The following is a 24,602-nucleotide window of genomic DNA, read 5'->3' as shown; positions in this document are numbered from 1 at the left end:
TTACCTCGTTAAACGAATTCTTTCCGGTTTTGCTCAGAATGAGTAGGAAACACTGGCACTCACAAAATCACGGTCAGTCAACTCGTTATACGGCTTTCCACCGAAAAAGTTTGTATAACCGATATTACCGGTAATCTTGTTCTGATAAACCGCCTGCAGAGACAGGCCAAGCGCCTTACTACCCTCGTTGAAGGCACCACCCGGCTGCGGGCTATAGCCTTTCACATCATGGCTCCAGGCCAACTGCGGGTTCAGGTTGATACCGGCAAACACGTTCGGATAGTTCCAGACGAAACGGGCACGATAGCCCCAGGAGAAATCGGTCGTGAAGCCTTCGTTGTTACAGTAGGTGGTGTTAATGTTTTCTGCAGGACCACCCTCTCCCTTACAAAGATCTCCGCCGGAAAGTGGCAGCGTGCCGATCCCGAACGTCCCTGAGCGACCATACCGGGCCTCGTCATAACTCGGGAGATCGTGAATATAAGTCGCGCCGAACTCTGTGATAAAGGACAAACGGCTCGCGCCCATCACCTGGTCGAAGAACTTAATCAGGGTGAACTGAGCCTGAGAGACACCAAAGCGATCGTTGCCGGAAACCTCAGCCCCCGGGGCCAGGGTTCCTCCGTTCTCCTCAAGCCGCTGCTGTTCCAGCTTACTCAGGATTTCCCCATTGGGTCCGCGCTTCTGAAGCCCGCCGAAAATAAGCTCAAACGCATTCCACTGCAGAGGCATTTTGTCTCTGTATGAATACTCAGCACCAAGAGACCAACCACCAGGAGTCGTGGTGTTTACGCTGATGCCGTAAAGGTTAATATTCTCCGGATACTCGATGAAGTATGAGGGGAACTGAGCCGTTTTCACGGTACCACTGACGTACGGAAGACGACTGTTGTACTTGATGTAGTAGAAACCAAATTCGGAATCATTCAATTCCGGAACGTACCACCGTAGCGCAACACCAAACTGGTCCTTTGAATCGGCTTCTTTGTCGCCCAAACGAGGGGCAATAAAGCCTTGCGCTGCTGCTTGAGAGTCAGGCAGCTGACCAGCCAACAGAACAGGGCCGCAACCATCGGCAGCAAAGTCATTGGTGGAGAAGAAGGTACCACAATCATCCGGACGGACTGCCTCCCAGTCTGTCTGAACGAAGGTCTCTACAGTGATGTTTTCGGTAACACCGGCGGACATGTAAAACATCTCGACCGGCAACAGGGCATCTTTGAGCTCAGAGCCCGGCGCGCGGAATGCGGGCACGTCAACCGGGTTAATGACGTTGATACCACCCTGAATGAAAGTACTCTCACCCCAGCTCACCACCTGCTTGCCGTAACGCAGGCTGACGGGCACGTTGCCAAAATACCAATCAGAGAACACGTAGGCATCAAGAATCTCACCGCCTGACGCGTTGCCCTTGGCCTCGTCGTTCAGCTCTCGACGCTGGCCCACATAATCAACCGCGCGACTTTCGTCTTTCAGTTCGAAGTCATACCAGTAACGACCGCGAACGAGACCACCAACACGAGTCAGGGTGTCGCTGTCTGTGTAATAGTCGAGGAACAACTCGGTGTTACCCTTGACGATTTTTGAGTAGGTATCACCCTTGTCAAAGTTCAGGTTGCCGTCATCGTAGTTGTTGGTGGAGGCGCCGATATTCTCAAGTGAGCCACCCGGGGCGTATTCCGGACCCAGGTTCCCCTGAGCGATCAGACGCTTGTCACGGTCTTCCACCCGCCAGCCAGCACCCGCTGACAATGTGGTGTTAATAGAGGCTTCCACATCCCCCATGTAAAACGAAAAGGCAGATGCGTGGCCAGATACCCCGGCGGCTACCGCCACGGCGAGCGGTAATTTTGTCCAACGCTGCCATTGATGAGTTTTTCTTGTCATTGGAAGGCTACTCCATTGTTGTTCTGAGTCGCTGCTCTGATTATTGGTGTTCACGATGAATTGGAGGCTTCATGCACAGTGCTCGTGATGTTGGCACTATAGCTAACGCTGTCGAGTGCTTTGATCAGTCAAAAGTATGATTTTGCTCTCATCCCTCTTTTCCTACCGGGGTGGTACTCGCTTGGAATCACTATAGACAACAAATTGGGATGCAACCACTATGGTTTTTGTGGTTTTTTTTGCGTTTGGAGTGCTTGCGCAGGGGGAGCGAACAGGGAGGTATTCACAGAGGGTTTCAGAATGGGGCAGCGAACAAGACACACCCCATCCCGAGAGCGCTAAAGCGGCTTAAAGCAGCTCAATCGCCATAGCAGTAGCTTCACCACCACCGATGCACAGGGCTGCAACACCTTTCTTCTTGCCGTAGCGCTGCAGTGCGTACATCAGAGTGACCAGCAGACGGGAACCCGTGGAGCCTACAGGATGACCCTGGGCACAGGCGCCGCCGTGGATGTTGACCTTTTCAGGGTCGAGGCCGAGTTCGCGGATTGGCATCATGGCAACCATTGCGAAGGCTTCGTTGATTTCGAACAGATCAACGTCGTCTTTCGTCCAGCCGGTTTTGCCAAACAGGGTTTCGATCGCACCAACCGGGGCGCACGTGAATTCTGACGGATGCTGGGACTGGGTGCTGTGACCAACAATGCGAGCCAGGGGCTTCAGGCCACGCTTTTCAGCTTCGGACTCGCGCATCAGAACCAGCGCGGAAGCGCCGTCAGAGATGGAGGACGCGTTCGCCGCCGTTACGGTACCGTCTTTTGCGAACGCCGGGCGCAACGTCGGGATTTTATCCAGGTTGGCGGTCAGCGGCTGCTCGTCGTCCTCGACAACGGTTTCACCCTTACGGGTTTTCACGGTAACCGGGATGATCTCATCCTTCAGGAAACCTTCCTCGATTGCTTTCTGAGCGCGTTTGAGGGAGTTAATGGCATAATCATCCATCTCTTCGCGAGTGTATCCCTTCTTATCGGCCATTTCCTGGGCAAAGGCACCCATCAGGCGGCCGGTTTCGGCATCTTCCAGGCCGTCCAGGAACATGTGGTCCTGAGGCGCGGGACCAGGCCCCATACGATAACCTTTGCGAGCACCCTGCAGAACATAGGGGGCGTTAGACATGCTTTCCATGCCGCCGGCAACCATGACATCGTTGGTGCCCGCCTTGATCAGGTCATGGGCAAACATGGTTGCCTTCATGCCGGAGCCGCAGAGTTTGTTAATGGTGGTAGCACCGGTATTGTCCGGCAAACCGGCCTTACGCATGGCCTGACGTGCCGGCCCCTGCTTCAAGCCCGCAGGCAGCACGTTACCCATGATGACTTCCTGCACATCCGCAGGCTGCAGACCGGCGCGTTTCACGGCTTCGGCGATGGTAATGGCGCCAAGATCAGTGGCGCCAACGTCTGCCAGGCTACCCTGGAAACCACCCATGGGCGTACGTACGCCACTAACAATCACTACGCAATCGTTGCTCATAATCTGGATCTCTCTTGTCACTCTGTGATTCGGGTTCTTATGTGTCCGCAATTCGATTCAGTGGGCCTGAATTCTCTTATAGTTCGATCAAGGTTTATGGGGCGCCTCAAGATACTCCTGAGACTGCATTTCAAGCAGACGGGACTCGGTCCGCTCAAACTCAAAGCTCAGCCTTCCACCTGCGTAGAGCTCGGTGATTGGAGCTTCCGCAGAAATAATGACTTTTACGTTCCGGTCGTAAAACTCGTCAATCATATTGATAAAACGGCGGGCCTGATCGTCTTTGTCTCCGCCAAGAATGGGGACATTGCTGATGATAATGGCGTGGAACTGGCGGGCCAGCTCAATGTAGTCGTTCTGACTACGCGGCCCGTCGCACACGGCCTTGAAGTCGAACCAGACAACATCGTCTGCATGTGCCAGCGCTGGAATTTTACGACCATTGATCTCCATGGAACTGCTATGTTTGGCTGCCTCAACGGCCAGCGCATCAAAGCTCTTGCGCAAACTTACATCGGCCTCATCATCCAGCGGCGCATGAAAGAGCTCGGCCTGTTCGAGGGTGCGCAGTCGATAATCTACGCCACCATCCACATTCACCACATCAGTGTGCTTTTTAACCAGCTCGATCGCCGGCAGGAATCGCGCACGCTGCAAGCCATCCTTATACAAGCCATCCGGCACAATATTCGATGTACAGACCAGCGTAACGCCCCGACTGAACAGGCCATCCATCAGCGTGGCGAGAATCATGGCATCGCCGATGTCGGAGACAAAAAACTCGTCAAAGCAGATTACTCGAGTTTCATCAGCAAACTTTTTAGACACGATCTCCAGCGGATTTTTTTCGCCCTTAAGCGATTTGAGTTCGGTGTGTACCCGCTGCATGAACCGGTGAAAATGGACCCGCATTTTGCGATCAAACGGAAGGGCCTCGTAGAAGGTGTCCATCAGGTAGGTCTTGCCACGACCAACTCCACCCCAGAAATACAGGCCGGTGACAGGCTCTTCCTTGCCTTTCTTGAACTTCTTGCGCAATCTGGCCATGGTATTCGGGCGATCACTTTCGGCTTCAACCAGTTTGTCGTAAAGTGCTTGCAGGCGCTTGACCGCGTCTTCCTGCGCGGCATCTTTCTGGAAATCCGGGCGTTCAAGATCCTTCTGGTATCGTTCCCATGGAGTCAGGTGCGCACTGGTGTCTGCGGAGATAGCTGCGGTCATTGAGACATTCCCGGAGTGTTGAACAATAAATTGGGCGCGGCATTATCTCTCATTTCGGCTTTTTTCGCCACGCTGGCGGCGTTTGAAGCAATAAGACGATAGGCGCACGCGCAAGGCATGGGCTCATCAGGCTTCGGACGTTATACTGGTTAACAGGGCTTGGCTCACTTAAAGGCAAAAGGACGACACAGCATATGACGAACCTGATTCTGGCAGCGATTGCCGCGTTGGTTGTTGGCATTGTCATCGGGGTTTTTGTTGGCCGCTCCGGGCAGGGAACAACGCTTCGACAGCGTCGTGCGGAGCAACAGATTGAAGAGCTCAGGAGCGAATACACTCGCTACCAGGCCCAGGTGAATGAGCACTTTATGGAGTCCGCTCACTTGCTTCGCCGGTTCAACGATGCGTATCGCGACGTAAACCAGCACATGGCCCGTGGCGCGAATCGTTTGTGCAATGACGAAGACTGGATGGAAGAGCTTGCCCAGGAGACGTCCCGTAAGCGCCTGGAGGAAGTCAGCGATGACGGTGTCGAGCCGCCTCGGGACTATGCTCCGAAGACAGATCCGGAGGCCAAGGGGACCCTGGCTGAGGATTATGGCTTGAAGAAGGGTGAGCAGGCCAAGCCTACGACTCAGGCCTGACTCTTTTCGGGACTTTTAGATTGGTGCTTGAGCAGGGCGCGGTATGGCTGCCAAAACCCGCTCAAGCACATCCATGTGACGCTTGAGCTCCGCCATCCATGGCTCCGCACAGTTTCGGCAGCCATACCCCGCCCCGCTCTTCAGACTTAGCGATATTCTCTCCGGCCCATTTGGAGGCCCCACGGACTTAAAGGCTATACCGGGTTATCACAATCGATAAACTGGTGTTTCACGCCAAACTCTCTCGCAAGCGCCTCACCTAACGCCTGCACTCCGTATCGCTCAGTGGCATGATGCCCCGCGGCAAAATAATGGATACCGCACTCTCTTGCAGTATGAGTCGTCGGCTCTGAAATTTCTCCGCTGATGTACGCATCCAGACCGGCACCCAGTGCAGCATCAATAAACCCTTGGGCGGCGCCTGTGCACCACCCTACTCGCTTGATCTCAGCCGCTCCATCACCAACCCAAAGCGGCTCACGGTGCAGTTTCCGGGCGATATGCAGAGCGAATTTCTGAGGTGACATGGGCTCGGATAACTCTCCCTCCCAAACCAGACCGCCCAGCGGACGCGGATTCTGGATTTCCAGAACATCCGCCAGCTGTCGGTTATTGCCATACACGGGGTGATCATCGAGCGGGAGATGGTAAGCGACGAGGTTAATGTCGTGATCCAGGAGCTGCTTGATGCGCTCTCGCTTCATGCCCCGGATACGCTGATCCTCACCTTTCCAGAAGTAGCCATGATGAACCAGAATCATATCCGCATCGGCTTCCACGGCCGCGTCAATCAGTGCCTTGGAAGCGGTAACGCCGGAAACAATCGTGGCGACCTCTTCGGTTCCCTCAACCTGAAGACCATTCGGGCAGTAATCCTGGAAATTTTCGGGCTGAAGCCATTCATTAATGGTTCGAAGAATTTCTTTCCGGGGTGCCATAGATTTTCTCCAAGCGACTATATCTCAGAAGCCAGAAGAGCGTGGCAAGAACCCTCTCCCGGGAATGTCGGAGGCCAAGGATGGCCGGAGCCAAGCGCACATGGATGTGCTGGTAGCGGTTCCCGGGAGAGGGTTCTTGTCACGCTCCTCCCGGGAACTGAAAGGCTAGAGGGTTTGAAGCCCAGAGATCAAGGCATCATTCTGCTCAGGAGTACCAATGGTAATCCGCAGAAACTCCTGGATACGCGGCTTATTGAAGTGTCGAACAATGATCCCCTGCTCCCGGAGCCCCGCCGCTATGTCTGCACCAGACTTCGTTGTATGCCGGGCAAACACAAAGTTGGCTTTGGACGGCAAAACCTCAAAGGACAGACCTTCCAGGGCAGCCGTCAGACGCTCACGCTCGGCAATCACACCATGACAACACTTCTGGAACCACTCCTCGTCCTCAAAAGCAGCCTGGGCACCCGCCAGGGCCAGACGATCCAGGGGATAGCTGTTAAAACTGTTCTTGACCCGATTCAGCGCTTCGATCAAATCCGGATGCCCAACGGCAAACCCGACACGAAGCCCTGCCAGTGAACGCGCTTTCGACAGGGTCTGGCTGACCAGCAGGTTCGGATAACGATCAACCAGAGCAATGGCCGTATCGCCACCAAAATCGACGTAGGCTTCATCAATGACAACCACGCGATCGGGATTGGACTTGAGAATGTCTTCAATATGCCCCAACCCCAGATAACGACCAGTCGGCGCATTCGGGTTCGGCAAGATAATCCCGCCGTTCGGCTGCTTGTAATCCTCGGGATCAATTTCGAAACTATCGGTCACCGGAACCGGCTGACCCTCGATCTTGTAGAGGCCGCAGTATACCGGATAGAAACTGTAAGTGATGTCCGGGAACAGCACCGGCTCACCATGCTGGAACAGACCATAGAAGATATGCGCCAGCACCTCGTCAGAGCCATTACCCAGGAAGACCTGCTCAGGCGTCACCTGGTAATAATCGGCAATGGTCTGTCGCAGGCTTTCACCTTCCGGGTCCGGATATAGGCGAAGACTTTCATCCAGCTCTCCCCGAATGGCCTCAAGCACCTTGGGAGAGGGACCGTACGGGTTTTCGTTGGTGTTCAGCTTGACCAGATTCGCCACCTTCGGCTGCTCACCGGGAACATACGGAACAAGGTCGTTTACCAGCGGGCTCCAGAACTTACTCATCACCACCTCCGGTAATCCGGTACTCGGCTGAACGGGCGTGAGCGGTCAGACCTTCCCCCCTGGCAAGCACGGAGGCAACCCGCCCCATACGGTCCGCGCCTTTGGCACTGAACCCGATCAGAGACGAACGTTTCTGGAAATCATAAACACCCAGCGGTGAAGAGAACCTCGCCGTTCCACTGGTAGGCAGAACGTGGTTCGGTCCGGCACAGTAGTCACCCAGAGCTTCCGCCGTGTAGCGGCCCATGAAGATCGCGCCGGCATGGCGGATTTCTTCCACCAGAGCTTCCGGATCCTCAACAGACAGCTCCAGATGTTCTGGCGCGATCCGGTTTGACACTGCCGCTGCTTCACTCAGATTCGAAACCTGAATCAGCGCTGCCCGGCTTCCCATCGACTCGGCAATGATTTCAGAACGCTCCATGGTCGGCAGCAGTTTGTTGATACTGGCTTCGACAGCATCCAGGAACCCGGCATCAGGGCTGATCAGGATAGATTGAGCCTGTTCGTCGTGCTCGGCCTGGGAAAACAGGTCCATGGCGATCCAGTCCGGATCGGTTTTTCCATCACAGATCACCAGAATTTCCGAGGGCCCGGCGATCATATCGATACCGACCACCCCAAACACTTCACGCTTGGCGGTTGCCACAAAAATGTTACCCGGCCCCACAATCTTGTCGACGGGCGGAATAGTCTCTGTACCGTAAGCCAACGCCGCAACCGCCTGGGCACCGCCGACAGTAAACACCCTGTCCACGCCCGCAATCGCCGCCGCTGCCAGCACGATGTCATTCACAACACCGTCTGGCGTTGGAACAACCATCACGACCTCGCTGACACCAGCCACTTTGGCAGGAATCGCGTTCATCAGGACCGATGACGGGTACGCAGCCTTGCCACCTGGCACATACAGGCCAGCGCGATCCAGAGGGGTCACCTTCTGTCCCAGCACGGTGCCGTCCTGATCCTCGTACTGCCAGGATTTCTGGTTCTGGCGCTCGTGATAATCACGAATCCGCTCAGCGGCCTTCTCAAGGCCAATCCGCTGATCCTGAGGAATGGCATCAAGAGCCTGCTGCAAACGCCCCTGATCCATCTCCAGCTCAGAAACACTTGCAACGTTCAGACGATCAAATTTCTCAGTAAACTCCAGAACCGCCTGGTCGCCGCGGGTCTTTACCTCGTGCAGGATATGACGCACCGACTCATTTACCTGATGATCAACACTGTCATCCCAAGCCAGCAGCGTGTTCAACGCACTGTCAAAGTCGCTTTGGGAGGCATTCAGTCGTTTGATACTCACGTCGGTCATGTCATCATTCCTGCGTCAGGAGAGGTGGACTTATTGTTCGGCGCGCCGTTTCTCGACAGCCGCCGACATCTTCTCGATAATCGGGTTAATCCGCCCGTGCTTCATCTTCATCGATGCACGGTTCACGACCAATCGGCTGCTGATATGCTCAATCAGCTCCCGCGCTTCCAGGCCATTGGCCTTCAGCGTGTTGCCGGTATCGACAATGTCGACGATCTCGTCCGCCAGCCCGAGGATCGGAGCCAACTCCATCGCGCCATAGAGCTTGATGATATCGGCCTGCCGACCCTGCGCGGAATAGTACCTTCGAGCCAGATTCACAAACTTGGTCGCCACCTTGATACGTCCGTTCGGAGGCGTTTGATCCTTGGGACCGGCGGTCATCAGGCGGCACCGGGAAATATTCAGATCCAGCGGCTCGTAAAGCCCTTCCCCGCCATGCTCCATCAGCACGTCCTTGCCGGTCACACCCAGATCGGCTCCACCGTACTGAACATACGTCGGCACGTCGGTCGCACGTATGATCAGCACACGGACGTCGGGATCGGTGGTGGGAAACACCAGTTTTCGGGATTTTTTGACATCGTCGACCAGCTCAATTCCCGCTTCGGCCAGCAATGGCAGCGTCTCTTCGAGGATCCGCCCTTTCGACAATGCAATGGTGATGGAATCTGTCATTCGTCCTTCCGGTTTCCCGTTGGTCTCTGTTATGCCGGCAGCCTGCGAATGCTCGCACCCAGCAACTGCAGTTTCTCTTCAATACATTCGTAACCGCGGTCAATGTGATAGATGCGGTCCACGATGGTGTCGCCATCGGCCACCAGCCCCGCAATGACCAGGCTGGCAGAAGCCCGGAGATCGGTTGCCATGACCGGAGCACCGTTAAGGTGATCCACGCCCTTGATGATGGCAGCATTACCCTCAAGCGTGATGTCCGCACCCATGCGAATCAGTTCTTGAAGGTGCATGAAGCGGTTCTCAAACACGGTCTCGACGATCGTTCCAGAACCTTCGGCCACCGTGTTCATCGCCGCGAACTGGGCCTGCATGTCGGTCGGAAAGGCCGGATATGGCGCGGTGCGCAGGCTGACCGCCTTCGGGCGATTACCTTTCATGTCCAGCTCGATCCAGTCTTTGCCAGTGCTGATATGAGCACCCGCCTCTTCGAGCTTCAGCAAGACCGCTTCAAGCAGGTCTTCACGGGTATCCTTCAGCTTAACCCTGCCACCGGTCGCTGCGGCGGCCACCAGATAGGTGCCGGTCTCAACACGGTCCGGAAGGACATCGTAGTGACATCCGTGCAGACGCTCGACACCGTTGATCTCAATGGTCGCCGTACCGTGCCCTTTGATATCTGCGCCCATCGCGATCAGGCATTCCGCCAGATCAACCACTTCAGGCTCGCGTGCTGCGTTCTCAAGGATGGTTTTACCATCGGCCAGGGCAGCGGCCATCATCAGGTTCTCGGTACCGGTAACCGTGACCGTGTCCAGGAAGATATGAGCCCCCTTCAGGCGACCATTGGTCTTGGCCTTGATGTAGCCATTTTCGACCTTCACATCCGCGCCCATCAGTTCGAGGCCGTGAATGTGCAGGTTCACCGGACGACTTCCGATCGCACATCCGCCTGGCAGAGATACTTCCGCCTCACCGAAATGTGCCACCAGAGGCCCGAGAACCAGAATTGAGGCACGCATGGTTTTGACCAGCTCATACGGCGCGTGGAACTGCTTGATGGTATTGGCGTGCACCTCGACGCTCATCTTCTCGTCGATCAGCAACTCCACGCCCATCCGGCCGAGCAGCTCGATCATGGTTGTCACGTCGTGCAGGTGAGGCAGATTGCCGACCGTAACCGGCTCGTCCGCCAACAGAGTCGCCGCCAGGATTGGCAGCGCCGCGTTCTTGGCGCCGGAAATCCGGATCTCACCATCCAGAGGCCTGCGGCCTCCGATCAGAAGTTTATCCACAATGATTATCCTGTTGTTTTGGGGCCAAATCAGCCCTGGCGCTCAGCCCATTCCGCGGGAGTAAAAGCGCGCGGGTGCAAAGCGTGAATCGTACCGTCCATCACTTGCTGGAACAGCGCCTTGTTGATCAGCTGCTGCCGCTTGATCGTCGACAGGCCTTCAAATACGTCACCCACCACAACGACCATATAATGGGTACCATCGACCTGAACCTGAACCTCGCAACCTGGCAACGATTCCTTGACCAACTCAGCGACTTCGGTGGCGTCCATAAAAAATCCTCGGGTGTTTAAAAATCAGGGGCGAGATTGTAACCAATTACGCTGCCCGGGTCAGCTTTACCAAACAGTAACCCGGGAGAGAATCTGACGATCAATGGGCGTGAGCAGCAGATACTTCGGTGAAACCAGCGAACTGCTGATCCAGATTGCTGAGTGCGGCAAGGGCCGCCAGACGATCACTGGCACCCTTGAAGTCCAGCGAAAGACCAAGCGCACCGGCGTAACGCTGCCAACATAGCAGCATGGAGAGAATGACACTGTGAGCGGTATCCAGACCGGAGAGGTCAACACTCAAATCCCGGTCTGAGCGGCTGATCAGCGTTTCGCCCTGTTTGCGCAGCGCAACAACAGAAGCAACATCAACCTCTCCCGTAACAGAGAGCACGCATTCATTCAGCCGGACTTCCGCAGAAGCCTTGCTCATGATTTATCAACTTCCTCATCCAGATTGAGGGATTCGACCGCATCGCCCCAACCATCAATCACGGCCTGAACACGACCGCGATTCTCTTCCATTTCCTGGGTGAAACGATCGCGGAAAGCCAGACCGATGTTCACCCCTTCAACGATGACATTTTCCATCAGCCATTGCCCTTCCTTGTTTCGATACATCGAATAAATCACCGGGTACCGATTACCCGAGGCGCTGATCACCTCCATATCAACGGAGGCACGACCATCGTTGTTGGGATTGATGACCGCCTCTTTGACGATGATTTCAAATTCGTCCGCGTTCACTAAAGCCTGGGCGTAGCTGTCAAACAGGCTGCGTTTGAATTTTGCCACGAATTCATCACGCTGCTCGGGCGTGGTCTGGCGCGCGTAACGCCCCATGACCCGAGCCGCGATCCGGCGAAAATCAACAAACTCACTGAGCGCTTCGTCCATGCTGGCATAAAACGCTTCCGGGTCGCTCTCGTAAAGCCCTTTCTCGGAATTCAGCCTCTCCACGAGTCGCTGAGTATTCTGGTCCACATAGGCCCGCAAGTCGTCGGCGGCATCCGCCCGGACCGGCCCCACCAGCACCAGAGCCAGCGCCAGCAGGAATAGAAAACGTTGCTTGAACAAAACCATCAGAATCTCCCGTCAAACCTTCCCAAATCAGCAACAGCCCAACCAGGCCATCAGCGCCCGGAGGCGAAATTGCTTATCAATCGCTCCAGATTCATGGCTGACTGCGTGGAATAAAAGGAGTCTCCCGCTTGCAAGGACTCCATATCCCCACCGATCGATATATCAATGTACTGCTCCCCAAGCAGCCCGGATGTACGTATTACTGCGGAACTGTCTGCAGGAATGTTGTCGACATCCGAGCGAATGGACATGGTCACGCGAGCCTGGAACGTCTCCTTATTCAGAGCGATAGACTCGATCGTACCAACCGTGACGCCGGCCATGGATACCCGGCCCCGGGGCGTCAGCCCGCCCGTATCATTGAAGTCTGCATATACCGTATACGTGCTTTCTGCAGAACTGGGTGACAGCCCACTGACCTGAAGCGCCAGCACCAGCAAAGCAGCCAGACCCGCAATCATGAATAACCCGACAATGATCTCCGTCGTTCTCTGCGCCATTACCGGCTCCCATTTCCAAAAGGTCTATCTTTCACTTAAAAGTCACCGAACATCACGGCCGTGAGCACGAAATCCAGCCCCAGCACCGCCAGGGACGAATAGACCACCGTTTTCGTGGTTGCCGAGCTGATACCCGCCGATGTCGGTACACAGTCATAGCCCTGATACACCGCAATCCAGGCACAGACAAAACCAAATACAACACTCTTGATGACGCCATTCATGACGTCATCAACAAAATCCACGGACGACTGCATATTGCCCCAGAAAGAGCCCTCAAACACCCCCAACCAGTCGACACCGACCAGCATACCGCCCCAGATACCAACCACTGAGAAAATAACCGCCAGCACCGGCATGGCGATAAAACCGGCCCACAACCTTGGCGCAATAACCCGCCGCAGGGGATCCACTCCCATCATTTCCATACTCGAAAGCTGTTCAGTGGCTTTCATAAGCCCTATCTCGGCGGTCAGTGCAGATCCGGCGCGGCCGGCAAATAGCAGCGCCGTAACCACTGGCCCCAGCTCGCGAACCAGCGTCAGGGCAATCATCTGCCCGATCGCGGCCTCGGAACCATAGTCACTGAGGATAGTGTAGCCCTGAAGGCCGAGAACCATCCCGATGAACAGGCCAGAAACAACCACAATAGCCAGTGACAGCACACCCACCGAATACAACTGCTTGATCAGCAGCGGAAAGCCGGTCACCGGCCGGGGAACGCCGGCAAGCACGCCCGCCAGAAACTGTCCGGAGCGCCCAAAGGAGGTCACTATATCGAGTCCAAGGCGGCCCAGGGATGCGATTCTGTCAATCAAGACACACCTCCACTCAGGCCATAGTCTTCCGCCGGGTCGGTTGCCGGATAATGGAACGGAACCGGGCCATCCGGCTGCCCCTGCAGGAACTGTTGAACCTGCCGGGACGGATGCTGACGCAGTTCTTCCGGCGTGCCTTCGCCGATCACCTTGCCGTCGGCAATGATGCAGGCGTAATGGCAGATACTCAGCGACTCCGGTACATCGTGGGAAACGAGCACGCTGGTGAGGCCCATGGACCGGTTAAGATCGCGAATAAGCTTGACCAGCACCCCCATCGCAATTGGATCCTGCCCGGCGAAAGGCTCGTCATACATGATTAATTCGGGGTCCAGGGCAATGCTTCTGGCGAGGGCAACCCGGCGAGTCATGCCCCCGGAGAGCTCTGAGGGCATCAATCGCCGAGCCCCTCGAAGCCCAACCGCTTCAAGCTTCATCAGGACGATGTCCCGAATCATATCCTCGGGCAAAGAGGTATGAACCCTCAGAGGAAAGGCGACATTCTCGAAAACACTAAGATCGGTAAACAAAGCTCCGCTCTGAAAAAGCATCCCCATCTTTTCCCGCAGCGCATACAACTGCTTCCGTTTCAGTTCCGGGACCTGTTGGCCATCGACCTCAACGCGACCGGAGTCCGGCCGAAGCTGGCCGCCGATCAAACGGAGCAATGTTGTTTTACCGGTGCCACTCGGCCCCATGATGGCCGTAATCTTGCCACGCGGGATATCCAGGGTAACGCCATCAAAAATGCGGCGATCCGAGCGGGAGAAAACAACGTCCTTGAGCGAAACGTACGCCGGTGTATCCATAATGCCTACCTTTTAACGAGGGGGTACATTATGCCAAGCGGCCGCCAAGCTCAATCCGTAGATGGCAAAATGTATTGATCGCAATGGTCAGTTTGACTGAACATTCCGTAACGGCGGCGTGTAACGCCGAAAATGATATACTGCCGGCAAACTTTACAGCGCACTCTCCAGCGAACAGGGCACCAGGCCAGATGACCGAACAGACTGCATTGGATTTCCACACGTCCGCACTTCGTGCCATCCGCATCGAACGTGACGCCATCGACTCACTGACAACGCGAATCAATGACGAGTTCCGCCGCGCCTGCGAAGTCATCATGGCCTGCCAGGGGCGTGTGGTCGTCACTGGAATGGGGAAGTCAGGCCATATCGGTAACAAGATTGCCGCTACACTGGCCAGCACGGGAACCCCCTCGTTTTTTGTACACCCGGGGGAAGCCAGCCACGGCGATCTGGGCATGATCACAAGCCAGGATGTGGTCATTGCCATTTCGAACAGTGGCAACACCAGCGAAGTCGTCACCATTCTGCCGCTCATAAAACGCATGGGCGCACCGCTGATCAGCATGACAGGCAACCCAGAATCCGTTCTGGCCCGGGAAGCTGTGGCCAACCTTGATGTGAGCGTCTCCGAGGAGGCCTGCCCCCTGGGACTGGCGCCAACATCGAGTACCACCGCCACACTGGTCATGGGGGACGCCCTGGCGGTCGCACTTCTTGAAGCCCGGGGCTTCAGCGCTGAAGACTTTGCCTTTTCCCACCCTGGTGGCAGCCTTGGACGACGCCTGCTGCTGAAAGTCTCTGACATCATGCACACTGGCGATCGAATTCCCAAGGTCACCGAAGGCACAACATTAAGCGGTGCCCTACTGGAGATCTCCCGCAAAGGGCTGGGCATGACAACCGTCGTCAGCCCTGATGGCGCGCTGACCGGCGTATTCACGGATGGAGACCTGAGGCGCACACTGGACCGCAACCTGGATGTTCACAGTACCACCATCGAGGCGGTCATGACCCGCAATGGCAAGACCATTCAAGCCGATCACCTGGCGGCAGAAGCCCTGAACATCATGGAAGAGATGAAAATCAATGCGCTTCCGGTCACCAATGAAACGGGCGAGCTCGTGGGTGCCATCAACATGCACGACCTGCTCCGGGCCGGAGTGATCTGATGTCAGAGATACTCCCCCCCCTGAGCAAACACTGGTCCGAGACCCTACTCAGCAAAGCGGCCGGCGTGCGCCTGATCGCCCTTGACGTTGACGGCATCATGAGCGACGGCCGCCTGTACTTCAGCGCCCAGGGCGATGAACTCAAGGCCTTTAACATCCTGGACGGCCTGGGTCTGAAACAGCTAATGGCAGCCGGCATCACGGTTGCGGTCATCACCGGCCGAAGCTCACCACTTACCCAGAAGCGCATGAGCGACCTGGGCATACCTCACCTCATGCAAGGACGGGAAGACAAGAAAGTGGCGCTAAAGGAACTTGTGAACACGCTTGACGTTCCCGCCAGCGCCATTGCTTACATGGGCGATGACCTGCCCGACTTACCTGCTATCCAGTTTGCAGGACTGGGCATTACGGTTCCCAATGGCTACTGGCTGGTCCGACAACACGCCGATTACTGCACCGAGGCCGGCGGCGGCAGTGGCGCGGTCAGGGAGGCCTGCGATCTTATCCTCTACTCACAAGGCAAACTTGGCGGCGCTTTGGAGAGATACCTGGAGTCTGACAAATGAGCCAGGACGCCTCCAGCGCCGGTCCGGAGAACACCGAGATTACCGACAACTCCGTCATTTCAATACTCACACTTGAGAACCGCCCCTGGCTACGAACGCTGGCCCTGGCAGGCACTGTGGTAGCCACTGTCTTACTTCTATGGCGCAGCGATGAACCATCGCTCATTCAGGATGAAGCAGCCGCCCTCAGGGGAATGGCTGAGCCAGACGGATTCATCGTGAACGGGCAATATCTTTCTTACGATGAACAGGGCAACGTCAAAGTTCGATTTACCAGCCCACGCATCGAACAATTCGAAGAGGGCAATATGGCGACCATCACATCACCCCGGGCAGAGCTTTTCGGCAAACAGTCGAGCGAGCCCTGGGTGGTCGAAGCCCAGAACGGGAGCCTTCTGCAAAATGAAAACATCCTGTATCTGACGGGCGATGTGCGCGTTGTTCGCCGCATCGGTGACAGAGAGGCCACACTGACAACCTCCTCCCTGACACTCGATAACGATACCGGAACTATCTACACCGACGCCCCTGTCGAAATCACAGACGTCACAGGTACCACGAGAGCAACAGGCATGAGAGCATGGCTCGACAAACGTATTCTGGAACTCAATTCCCAGGTGGAAGGACGCTATGAAATCGGTCGTTAAACTATTCCTGAGTCCCGTCGCGGCCCTCCTGGCCCTGACGGCGACAAGCCCGACGATGGCGTTTGACCTAAACGCGGAAACGCCGATTCTGGTCAGTGCTGACAACGCCCGCCTGGATGATTCCAGCGGCATAGCCACCTACACCGGTACCGTGGAACTGACCCAGGGCAAGACCCGACTGACCGCCGATACCGTCACGCTTTACCGGGATGACAATGGCCTGAGCCGCATCGAAGCCGCCGGCAGCCCCGCACACTATCGTCAGCCCACCCGTGACGGCGATGGCGAAACCGACGCCAAGGCACTCCGCATTACCTGGTCTGCAAGCGACCGGGAACTGACGTTTGAGCGGGAGGCCGTCATTGAACAGGACGGCAACCTGTTCCGCGGTGACATCATTCATTATGATACTGTCCGCCGTGTCGTCACCGCAGAAGGCGGCACCGACTCAGGCAACGGCCGTGTTGAAATGGTCATCCAGCCACGCAGCACCAAGCAGGGATCCGATGGCAATTCTGAGAGCCAGTAACCTGGCAAAAAGCTACAAGCAGAAAAAAGTTGTACTCGACGTTTCCCTGGAAATCCGCAGCGGGGAAATCGTTGGCCTGCTCGGTCCTAACGGCGCTGGCAAAACCACCTGCTTTTACATGATTGTGGGACTGGTTCCCGCCGACCACGGGCGGATCACCATCGACAGCGAGGACATAACACCACTGCCGATGCATGGCCGTGCCCGCAAAGGGATCGGCTACCTTCCGCAAGAAGCCTCTGTGTTTCGCAAGCTGACGGTGCGGGACAACATCATGGCCATCCTGGAGACCCGGAAGGCCCTTAACCGGGCAGATCGTGAGCGGAAACTCGAGGAACTGCTGGAAGAGTTCCACATTACTCACATCCGTGACAGTGTCGGCATGGCGTTGTCGGGCGGTGAGCGGCGCCGGGTCGAAATCGCAAGAGCCCTGGCGATGGAGCCAGCCTTCATCCTGCTTGATGAACCCTTTGCCGGTGTCGATCCTATTTCAGTCAGCGACATCAAGCACATCATCCGCCACCTCAGGGACAAGGGCATCGGCGTACTTATCACTGACCACAATGTGCGTGAGACCCTCGACATCTGTGAGAATGCCTACATTGTGTCCGGCGGGCACATCATTGCATCTGGCAATGCCGAAGCAATCCTGGCTAACCAACAGGTAAAGGAAGTCTACCTCGGTAATGAATTCCGCCTCTGACGTCCTTTGGCTGATTGTGTTGATGATCTGGAGCAAGTAAACTCGGCAAAGAACTTGCTAGGGTGACATCTGCCGCAGCAAGTGGCCGCCATAATTGGCATTTTTCCGAGCTCCTCGTAGTAATACGTAGTACCAAATAGCACAAAGCGCTGATAAGTAACGGATCCTGAATCATGGTGATGAAAGCCTCATTACAACTAAAGCTGGGTCAGAGCCTGACCATGACGCCCCAGCTTCAGCAGGCGATCCGGCTACTACAACTCTCCACGCTCGACCTCCAACAGGAAATCCAGCAGGCCCTCGAGTCTAACCCCATGCTGGAAACCTCTGAGGATGATGAGCAGCAGGAAGCGTCCGCCACGGAAGACGCCGAAGCCACTGCGGATACGGAAGGTTCTGCAGAAAGCGAGAGCGCACAAGACACCTCCCCTGAATGGGACGAACCCGAAAACGGGCCGGACTGGGCCAGCGAGAATGAAGTCCCCGACAACATCCCGGACGATCTGCCAGTCGATACGGCGTGGGACGATATCTACCAGTCGGCTCCCGCCCCTGCGGCTCGTAACGACGATGAGAGCGACCACGACTTCGAGACCCGTAACTCGCCGACGGAAACACTCCACGATCACCTCGAGTGGCAACTGAACCTGACGCCTCTGAGCGAAGGGGACATGGCCATCGCCCATTCTCTGCTGGACGCCGTGGATGATCGGGGATACCTCAGCAGCTCCCTTGAGGACATTCACGCCGGGCTGGTGGACGAGAACGAAGAAGAGCCTCTCGAACTCGACGAAGTCGAAGCCGTGTTGCATAGGCTTCAGCATTTCGATCCTCCCGGCGTTTTTGCCAGAGACCTCCAGGAATGCCTGCTGATTCAGCTCAATCAGCTACCACCGGAGACACCCTGGCTGGCTCAAGCCCGGCTGGTAATCACCCACTACATCAACTTGCTGGGCAATCGCGATTACGCCCAGTTACTTCGCCGAAGCCGCCTGAAAGAAGATCAACTGCGTGAAGTCCTTGCGCTGATCACCGGACTGAACCCGAGCCCCGGCGAAGTCATTGATCGCGCCGAACCCGACTACGTGATCCCGGATGTCATCGTCCGAAAGCACGAAGGTCGCTGGCGAGTTGAGCTAAATCCGGAAATTGCACCACGCATTCGCGTCAATGCGAGCTATGCTTCTCTTATAAAGCGTGCAGACAGCAGTGCCGACAACACCTACCTCAGGGACCAGCTCCAGGAGGCCAAGTGGTTTATCAAGAGCCTGCAAAGCCGGAATGAAACCCTGCTCAAGGTTGCAACGCGAATCGTCGAGCACCAGCAGGGTTTCCTTGATCACGGGGAGGAGGCCATGAAACCGCTGATCCTCTCCGATATCGCCCAGGCCGTTGAGATGCATGAGTCCACAATTTCCCGCGTCACAACACAGAAATACATGCATACCCCACGGGGCATCTTCGAGTTGAAGTACTTCTTCTCAAGCCACGTGAGTACTGACGAGGGCGGTGAGTGTTCGTCGACGGCAATCCGTGCAATGATCAAAAAGCTTATCGCGGCTGAAACTCCGAAAAAGCCGTTGAGCGACAGTAAAATTGCAGCCATGCTAGGGGAACAGGGCATCAAGGTAGCGCGGCGAACGGTAGCAAAGTATCGGGAGGCCATGCATATTCCGCCCTCGAATGAACGCAAACGACTGGTATAGGAAGGTTCTGGTCTACTGATCTTCCTGGCAACTATAATCGCCGGCGCACGACGTGCCGGCATCAAGCCCGGTAAGGAATACCGGCACGATGACAACAGGAGACGCCTATGCAACTCAATATTTCAGGCCATCACGTAGATTTGACCCCCTCCCTGAAGGAATACGTTTCCGAGAAATTCGAAAAGCTCGAGCGCCACTTTGACCACATCAGCAATTGTCAGGTGACACTGGAAGTGGACAAGGTGCGTCAGCTCGCCGAGGGCACTCTTCACGTGGTTGGTGGTGAAATCCACGCAAAGGCAGAAAGTGAGGACATGTACGCAGCGATTGATGCGCTGGTGGATAAACTGGACCGCCAGATCCTCAAGCACAAGGAAAAGAATGTAGACCGGATGCACGGAAACGGCGGCCGATAACCCCGATTGCGTGTGTTACCCCTGAACGCGCTGCGGCTAGGTTCACCTGCCGCAGCATTTTTTTACGGAAATGCAGTCGATCCATGAGCGACACATCCCTGACCATAGACAACATCCTTGCCCCGGAACTCACCCTTTGTCGGGTGGCAGCATCCAGCAAGAAGCGGGTTCTGGAATTCATTGCCGAGCATATCCATGAACATGACAGCTCGCTCAGCGACACCCAGATCTTCAACAATCTGGTCTCACGCGAGCGTCTGGGCTCCACGGGTATTGGACAGGGCATTGCCATCCCCCATTGCCGACTTGAAGGGCTGAGCCATGTCATTGGTGCCCTGGTCACTATCGAGGAAAGCATCGAGTTTGATGCGATCGACAACCAGCCTGTCGACCTGGTCTTTGCTCTAATCGTGCCCAAAGAGGCCACCAGCGAACACCTTGAACTGCTCAGCCAACTCGCTGAAAAGTTCAACGAACGCGCGTTCTGCGATCGCCTGAGGCAGGCCGAAGACGCCAAGACCCTTTACGAACGCATGATCGCAGGCAATAGCTGAAACTGACACCTGGATACGGGGTGACCATGAAACTGATCATTGTCAGCGGTAGGTCCGGCTCGGGTAAGAGTACAGCGCTGCATGTCCTTGAAGACCTCGGTTTCTACTGCATCGACAACCTTCCGATAGGCTTGCTCTCCCATCTGACACAGGAAGCGACGGAGAAGGCTGCTCCCGGGCGGCTGAGCAAGATGGCGGTCAGTATCGATGCCCGAAATCTGTCCGGAGAGCTTGCCAACTTCGAGGCGATCTACGAGAAACTCCAGGGAACCGGCATCACCGTCGAGATCATCTACCTGGATGCCGACGAACAATCCCTGCTGCAGCGATTTCATGCGACCCGCCGCAAGCATCCACTGAGCGATGAAAAAACCTCACTCAGGGAAGCCGTGAATAATGAAAAGGTTCTGCTTGAGCCCATCTCCAAGCTCTCCGACCTTTACGTCAACACCACTGGCATGTCCATGTATGAGCTGCGAGACATCATCAAACAACGGGTTGTTGGCAGGAGGGATCAGGAGCTGGCTCTGCTGTTTCAGTCCTTCGGATTCAAGCACGGCGTACCACTGGATTCGGACTATGTGTTTGACGTCCGCTGCTTGCCTAACCCCTATTGGGATACCAGCTTGCGAAAATTCGTGGGGACTGACCAGCCGGTTATCGATTTCCTTGAAAAAGAACCGGCGTCCCGAAAGATGATTGATGACCTGATCGCCTTCCTGGAAACCTGGTTGCCATCATTTGCCGACAGCAATCGTAGCTACATGACCATTTCCATTGGCTGCACCGGGGGACAGCATCGTTCGGTGTACGTCTGCGAACAACTGGGCAATTATTTCCGCCAAAGCTACAGCAACGTCCAGGTTCGCCACACCGAGTTACCGCACCTGCAGACGCGGGGGGAGACCTGATCCAGCAATGATTCGCCATCCAATCACCATCATCAACAAGCTGGGACTGCACGCACGGGCGACTGCAAAGCTGGTGGCGACGGCCTCCGAGTTTTCAAGCAGCGTAAGAATCAGCGGAAAAGGTCGCGAGGTGGACGCCAAGAACATCATGCAGGTCATGATGCTGGCTGCCAGCCAGGGCACGGAAGTCGAACTGATTGTGGATGGCCCCGATGAACAGGACGCCGTGAACGCCATTTCAGGCCTGATCAACGACTACTTTGGAGAGGGCGAATAACGCCTTGAGTACCGACGCTGCGCTCTGCGGCATTCACCTACAACTACTCCTCACCAGTTCAGCCTAACTCCGCTATAATAAAGGCGTTTTCTGACTGCGGGTGTTTCATGACCGATATTTTGGAGAAAAGCCAGGCACGCCAACGCCTTCGCTCCCTGAGCGAAGCACTGGACAGTGGCGCCCTGAAACAGGTCGCCCGGATCCTCAATGGCGGACTGAGCCCCAGCGATATCGCCCACCTGCTTGAGTCCTCCCCTCCCCGCCAGCGCGCTCTGCTATGGAACCTGGTGGAGAAAGAGCTTGAGGGTGAGGTTCTCCAATACCTCAGCGATGACATCCGAAGCTACTTCCTGAGTCAGCTTAATGCTCAGGAACTGGCGGATATCATCGAAGACTTCGAGTCGGACGATCTGGCCGACTTGCTCCAGCAGTTGCCGGATACGGTGATCCAGGAAGTTCTGGACACCATGGACGAGCAGGACCGACTGCGGGTTGAGGAAGTCCTCTCCTATCCAGAGGACACCGCCGGCGGTCTGATGAATACGGACACCATTACAGTCCGTCCGGATATCAGTATCGATGTTGTGCTCCGTTATCTACGGCGGCATCGTAACCTGCCGCCCATGACCGACAGCCTGATCGTGGTTAGCCGCCGCGACGACTTTATCGGCATGCTCCCCATCACCAAGATGCTGGTCTCCAACCCGGCCGCAACGGTTCGGGAGGTCATGGATACCGAGATCGAACCCATTCCGGTGTCCCTCCCGGACACCAAGGTCGCAACACTGTTCGAGCGCTACGACCTGATATCGGCCCCCGTCGTCAATGAAGAAGGCCGTCTGCTGGGCCGAATCACCATCGATGACGTGGTTGACGTTATCCGGGAAGATGCCGACCACTCCCTGATGAGCATGGCCGGTCTGGACGAAGACGAAGACACCTTTGCCCCGGTCTGGAAAACGACACGGCGCCGGGCGGTCTGGCTGGGCATCAACCTGATCACGGCGTTCATTGCTTCGGCCGTCATTGGCCTGTTTGAGGACACCATCACCAAGGTTGTCGCTCTCGCCGTGCTGATGCCAATCGTCGCCAGCATGGGCGGCATCGCGGGCAGCCAGACCCTGACCCTGGTCATACGCGGCATGGCCGTGGGACAGATCAGCGGCGCCAATGTGGGCTGGCTGCTGAACCGGGAGTTTCTCTCTGGCGCCCTTAACGGCGTGTTCTGGGCCCTGGTCGTGGCATCGGCCGCCGCCGTCTGGTTTGAGGATTTGTTGATTGGCGGTGTGATCGCAGCTGCACTGATCATCAACTTGGTTGCCGCCGCGCTGGTGGGCACGGTTCTGCCCCTGTTCCTTAAATCCCGAAACATTGATCCGGCTCTGGCCGGCAGCGTCATTCTGACAACGGTTACTGATGTGGTCGGTTTTATGGCATTCCTGGGCCTGGCGACCATCTTCTATGCGTAACCCAACCCGACCAGATGACTTACAAACCTCGCTACGGATTATTCCATGAGTGACCAAGAACACGATACTTACGACGAAGAAGAGTTTGGCAAGAGTAAATCGCAGCTCAAGCGCGAAATGCAGGCGCTCCAGGATCTGGGCAAGCACATGTTGGACCTGAGCGATGATCAGCTCGCCACACTCCCCATCAGTGATACGCTTCGGGCAGCTATCGTGGAGTCCCGGAGAATCCGGCAAAACGAGGCAAAGCGGAGGCATTTGCAATACATTGGTAAAGTCATCCGGCAGGAAGACGATCTGGACGCGATTCAGCGCGCCATCGACGCGTTCGATGCCGGCAGCGAAGAACATACCCGTCGCCATCATCTGGCGGAGCGTTGGCGTGACCGGATGGTTGCAGAGGGTGACTCAGCGGTTGGAGAATTTATAGGATACTGCCCGGACGCAGACATTCAGCACCTGCGCAACCTTGCACGTAACGCCCGAAAGGATCTGGAAAAGCAGAAAAACACAGGGCAGGCCCGGAAACTGTTTCGCTACATCCGGGAACGCATTGACGACGTCGAAGCCACAGATTAAGCCAGATCGTCGCCGGCTAAAGCCGGCGATGATCCCACACCGGCATCCTTTTGCGGAGAGCCTCCAGGTACTGCAGATCCAGCTCAGCAGACACCACGCCGGGCCCTTCCGCCATTTCTGATACTACTTTGCCCCAGGGGTCACAAATCAGGCTATGGCCATACGTACGGCGCCTCTCACTGTTCTGCCCCCCCTGACCAGCCGCAACCACCCAGACCTGATTTTCAATAGCCCGGGCCCGAATCAATGGGTACCAGTGAGCATCCCCGGTCTGCCAGGTAAACGCGCTGGGAAGGCACACCCAGTCCACGCCTTTCGCCCGCAGGTCCCTGAACAGCTCCGGGAACCGCAAATCGTAGCAAATCGCCAAGCCAAGCTTTCCGGCCGGTGTATCGACCGTGATTAACGACTCTCCGGGTTCAAAGGTATCGGACTCCCGATACTGACCGTGGGCATCTTCAACCATCGCATCGAACAAATGGATTTTGTCGTAACGAGCGACCTCCTGCCCCTGGTCATCAAACACCAGGCACGAGGCCCGTACTTTTCCTTCGATAGCGGTACCATTCGGTCGGGTCGCCAGGGGCATGGAGCCACCGACGATCCAAATCCCCAGTTTTCTGGCCTGCTCGGCAAGAAAAGAACGGATCACAGGTTCGGAACCAACTTCCACACGACCGCAATCCACCATCTGACCGGTCGCCAGAACCGCGAAGTTCTCGGGCAATACGGCAACCACAGCGCCGCCTTTTGCGGCCGCCTCCAGGAGCCGCCGGGCCTCATCCAGGTTTGCAGCAATGTCGTGGCCGCTGACCATCTGGATAGCAGCTACCTGCCGGGACATGGAATCTGTCATCGCCGTACC

Annotated in this window: 28 protein-coding genes; 13 read left to right on the top strand and 15 right to left on the bottom strand. The window is 56.2% G+C overall.

Features of this window, described 5'->3' with window-relative positions; translation table 11 throughout:
• Nucleotides 1–33 precede the first annotated feature (33 nt).
• The 3 genes from D777_RS08835 to zapE all read right to left on the bottom strand — a co-directional run bounded on the left by D777_RS08835 (nucleotide 34) and on the right by zapE (nucleotide 4,605).
• On the bottom strand, nucleotides 34–1,887 hold the full coding sequence (locus D777_RS08835) for a DUF1302 domain-containing protein (protein WP_036130773.1): 1,854 nt from the start codon (nucleotides 1,885–1,887) through the stop codon (nucleotides 34–36).
• A 348-nt stretch (nucleotides 1,888–2,235) separates the two neighbouring features.
• Nucleotides 2,236–3,420: a thiolase family protein gene (locus D777_RS08830; RefSeq protein ID WP_036130771.1), complete on the bottom strand. Its 1,185-nt coding sequence runs from the start codon at nucleotides 3,418–3,420 to the stop codon at nucleotides 2,236–2,238.
• A gap of 87 nt (nucleotides 3,421–3,507) precedes the next feature.
• Nucleotides 3,508–4,605 (bottom strand): cell division protein ZapE, encoded by a 1,098-nt coding sequence (gene zapE / locus D777_RS08825; protein WP_227501731.1) that lies wholly within the window; start codon nucleotides 4,603–4,605, stop codon nucleotides 3,508–3,510.
• A 230-nt stretch (nucleotides 4,606–4,835) separates the two neighbouring features.
• Here zapE and D777_RS08820 point away from each other — a divergent pair, with 230 nt between their 5' ends.
• A complete protein-coding gene (locus tag D777_RS08820) occupies nucleotides 4,836–5,285 on the top strand; it encodes a YhcB family protein (protein WP_036130766.1) in 450 nt (149 codons plus the stop codon).
• Between the two features lie 194 nt (nucleotides 5,286–5,479).
• Here the strand turns inward: D777_RS08820 and D777_RS08815 are convergent, their stop codons facing one another.
• The 11 genes from D777_RS08815 to D777_RS08765 all read right to left on the bottom strand — a co-directional run bounded on the left by D777_RS08815 (nucleotide 5,480) and on the right by D777_RS08765 (nucleotide 14,208).
• The gene (locus tag D777_RS08815) at nucleotides 5,480–6,223 is read right to left on the bottom strand and encodes a Nif3-like dinuclear metal center hexameric protein (RefSeq protein ID WP_036130764.1); all 744 of its coding nucleotides are present in this window, start codon (nucleotides 6,221–6,223) and stop codon (nucleotides 5,480–5,482) included.
• A 165-nt stretch (nucleotides 6,224–6,388) separates the two neighbouring features.
• Complete coding sequence (hisC, locus tag D777_RS08810; protein ID WP_036130761.1) at nucleotides 6,389–7,441, bottom strand: histidinol-phosphate transaminase; 1,053 nt, start codon at nucleotides 7,439–7,441, stop codon at nucleotides 6,389–6,391.
• Complete coding sequence (hisD, locus tag D777_RS08805; RefSeq protein ID WP_036130758.1) at nucleotides 7,434–8,753, bottom strand: histidinol dehydrogenase; 1,320 nt, start codon at nucleotides 8,751–8,753, stop codon at nucleotides 7,434–7,436. Before hisD ends, hisC begins: the two co-directional genes overlap by 8 nt.
• A 30-nt stretch (nucleotides 8,754–8,783) precedes the next feature.
• Nucleotides 8,784–9,431, bottom strand: coding sequence for an ATP phosphoribosyltransferase (hisG, locus tag D777_RS08800; RefSeq protein ID WP_036130756.1), 648 nt, complete (start codon nucleotides 9,429–9,431; stop codon nucleotides 8,784–8,786).
• Between the two features lie 29 nt (nucleotides 9,432–9,460).
• A complete protein-coding gene (gene murA / locus D777_RS08795) occupies nucleotides 9,461–10,723 on the bottom strand; it encodes a UDP-N-acetylglucosamine 1-carboxyvinyltransferase (RefSeq protein WP_036130753.1) in 1,263 nt (420 codons plus the stop codon).
• A 29-nt stretch (nucleotides 10,724–10,752) separates the two neighbouring features.
• Nucleotides 10,753–10,995, bottom strand: a complete 243-nt coding sequence (locus D777_RS08790) for a BolA family protein (RefSeq protein ID WP_036130751.1) — start codon at nucleotides 10,993–10,995, stop codon at nucleotides 10,753–10,755.
• 100 nt (nucleotides 10,996–11,095) lie between these two features.
• Nucleotides 11,096–11,428: an STAS domain-containing protein gene (locus D777_RS08785; protein ID WP_036130749.1), complete on the bottom strand. Its 333-nt coding sequence runs from the start codon at nucleotides 11,426–11,428 to the stop codon at nucleotides 11,096–11,098.
• Nucleotides 11,425–12,078, bottom strand: coding sequence for an MlaC/ttg2D family ABC transporter substrate-binding protein (locus D777_RS08780; RefSeq protein WP_036130746.1), 654 nt, complete (start codon nucleotides 12,076–12,078; stop codon nucleotides 11,425–11,427). Before D777_RS08780 ends, D777_RS08785 begins: the two co-directional genes overlap by 4 nt.
• Nucleotides 12,079–12,128: 50 nt before the next feature.
• A complete protein-coding gene (gene mlaD / locus D777_RS08775) occupies nucleotides 12,129–12,578 on the bottom strand; it encodes an outer membrane lipid asymmetry maintenance protein MlaD (protein WP_036130743.1) in 450 nt (149 codons plus the stop codon).
• Between the two features lie 35 nt (nucleotides 12,579–12,613).
• Nucleotides 12,614–13,396: a lipid asymmetry maintenance ABC transporter permease subunit MlaE gene (gene mlaE / locus D777_RS08770; protein WP_036130741.1), complete on the bottom strand. Its 783-nt coding sequence runs from the start codon at nucleotides 13,394–13,396 to the stop codon at nucleotides 12,614–12,616.
• Entirely contained in the window at nucleotides 13,393–14,208 is an 816-nt protein-coding gene (locus D777_RS08765) for an ATP-binding cassette domain-containing protein (RefSeq protein WP_406564772.1), read from the bottom strand. Before D777_RS08765 ends, mlaE begins: the two co-directional genes overlap by 4 nt.
• A gap of 188 nt (nucleotides 14,209–14,396) precedes the next feature.
• Here D777_RS08765 and D777_RS08760 point away from each other — a divergent pair, with 188 nt between their 5' ends.
• The 12 genes from D777_RS08760 (at nucleotide 14,397) to yjgA (ending at nucleotide 23,737) form a co-directional block, all read left to right on the top strand.
• Nucleotides 14,397–15,377, top strand: a complete 981-nt coding sequence (locus tag D777_RS08760; protein ID WP_036130734.1) for a KpsF/GutQ family sugar-phosphate isomerase — start codon at nucleotides 14,397–14,399, stop codon at nucleotides 15,375–15,377.
• A complete protein-coding gene (locus D777_RS08755; protein ID WP_051669024.1) occupies nucleotides 15,377–15,946 on the top strand; it encodes a KdsC family phosphatase in 570 nt (189 codons plus the stop codon). Before D777_RS08760 ends, D777_RS08755 begins: the two co-directional genes overlap by 1 nt.
• Nucleotides 15,943–16,593 carry an LPS export ABC transporter periplasmic protein LptC gene (lptC, locus tag D777_RS08750; protein WP_081849509.1) on the top strand — a complete coding sequence of 217 codons (651 nt, stop codon included), beginning with the start codon at nucleotides 15,943–15,945 and terminating at the stop codon, nucleotides 16,591–16,593. Before D777_RS08755 ends, lptC begins: the two co-directional genes overlap by 4 nt.
• Nucleotides 16,577–17,122 (top strand): lipopolysaccharide transport periplasmic protein LptA, encoded by a 546-nt coding sequence (gene lptA, locus D777_RS08745; RefSeq protein ID WP_036130732.1) that lies wholly within the window; start codon nucleotides 16,577–16,579, stop codon nucleotides 17,120–17,122. Before lptC ends, lptA begins: the two co-directional genes overlap by 17 nt.
• Complete coding sequence (lptB, locus tag D777_RS08740) at nucleotides 17,100–17,825, top strand: LPS export ABC transporter ATP-binding protein (RefSeq protein ID WP_036130729.1); 726 nt, start codon at nucleotides 17,100–17,102, stop codon at nucleotides 17,823–17,825. The genes lptA and lptB overlap by 23 nt, the downstream gene beginning before the upstream one ends.
• 173 nt (nucleotides 17,826–17,998) lie before the next feature.
• Nucleotides 17,999–19,531, top strand: a complete 1,533-nt coding sequence (locus D777_RS08735) for an RNA polymerase factor sigma-54 (protein WP_264673438.1) — start codon at nucleotides 17,999–18,001, stop codon at nucleotides 19,529–19,531.
• 107 nt (nucleotides 19,532–19,638) lie between these two features.
• Nucleotides 19,639–19,947 carry a ribosome hibernation promoting factor gene (gene hpf / locus D777_RS08730; RefSeq protein ID WP_036130726.1) on the top strand — a complete coding sequence of 103 codons (309 nt, stop codon included), beginning with the start codon at nucleotides 19,639–19,641 and terminating at the stop codon, nucleotides 19,945–19,947.
• A gap of 83 nt (nucleotides 19,948–20,030) precedes the next feature.
• Nucleotides 20,031–20,501, top strand: coding sequence for a PTS IIA-like nitrogen regulatory protein PtsN (ptsN, locus tag D777_RS08725; RefSeq protein ID WP_036130723.1), 471 nt, complete (start codon nucleotides 20,031–20,033; stop codon nucleotides 20,499–20,501).
• 26 nt (nucleotides 20,502–20,527) lie between these two features.
• The gene (rapZ, locus tag D777_RS08720) at nucleotides 20,528–21,412 is read left to right on the top strand and encodes an RNase adapter RapZ (protein ID WP_036130721.1); all 885 of its coding nucleotides are present in this window, start codon (nucleotides 20,528–20,530) and stop codon (nucleotides 21,410–21,412) included.
• A gap of 7 nt (nucleotides 21,413–21,419) precedes the next feature.
• A complete protein-coding gene (locus D777_RS08715; protein ID WP_036130717.1) occupies nucleotides 21,420–21,689 on the top strand; it encodes an HPr family phosphocarrier protein in 270 nt (89 codons plus the stop codon).
• Nucleotides 21,690–21,796: 107 nt separating this feature from the next.
• Nucleotides 21,797–23,158: a magnesium transporter gene (gene mgtE / locus D777_RS08710; protein WP_036130714.1), complete on the top strand. Its 1,362-nt coding sequence runs from the start codon at nucleotides 21,797–21,799 to the stop codon at nucleotides 23,156–23,158.
• 45 nt (nucleotides 23,159–23,203) lie between these two features.
• Nucleotides 23,204–23,737: a ribosome biogenesis factor YjgA gene (yjgA, locus tag D777_RS08705; protein WP_036130710.1), complete on the top strand. Its 534-nt coding sequence runs from the start codon at nucleotides 23,204–23,206 to the stop codon at nucleotides 23,735–23,737.
• Between the two features lie 16 nt (nucleotides 23,738–23,753).
• On the opposite strand, the gene D777_RS08700 is transcribed toward yjgA, so the two are convergent.
• Nucleotides 23,754–24,593, bottom strand: coding sequence for a carbon-nitrogen hydrolase family protein (locus tag D777_RS08700; RefSeq protein ID WP_036130707.1), 840 nt, complete (start codon nucleotides 24,591–24,593; stop codon nucleotides 23,754–23,756).
• Nucleotides 24,594–24,602: the final 9 nt, after the last annotated feature.

Origin of the sequence: Marinobacter nitratireducens, from assembly GCF_000708045.1 — a bacterium.
Taxonomy (GTDB): Bacteria; Pseudomonadota; Gammaproteobacteria; order Pseudomonadales; family Oleiphilaceae; genus Marinobacter; species Marinobacter nitratireducens.
This window is presented reverse-complemented; position numbering and strand designations above follow the sequence as displayed.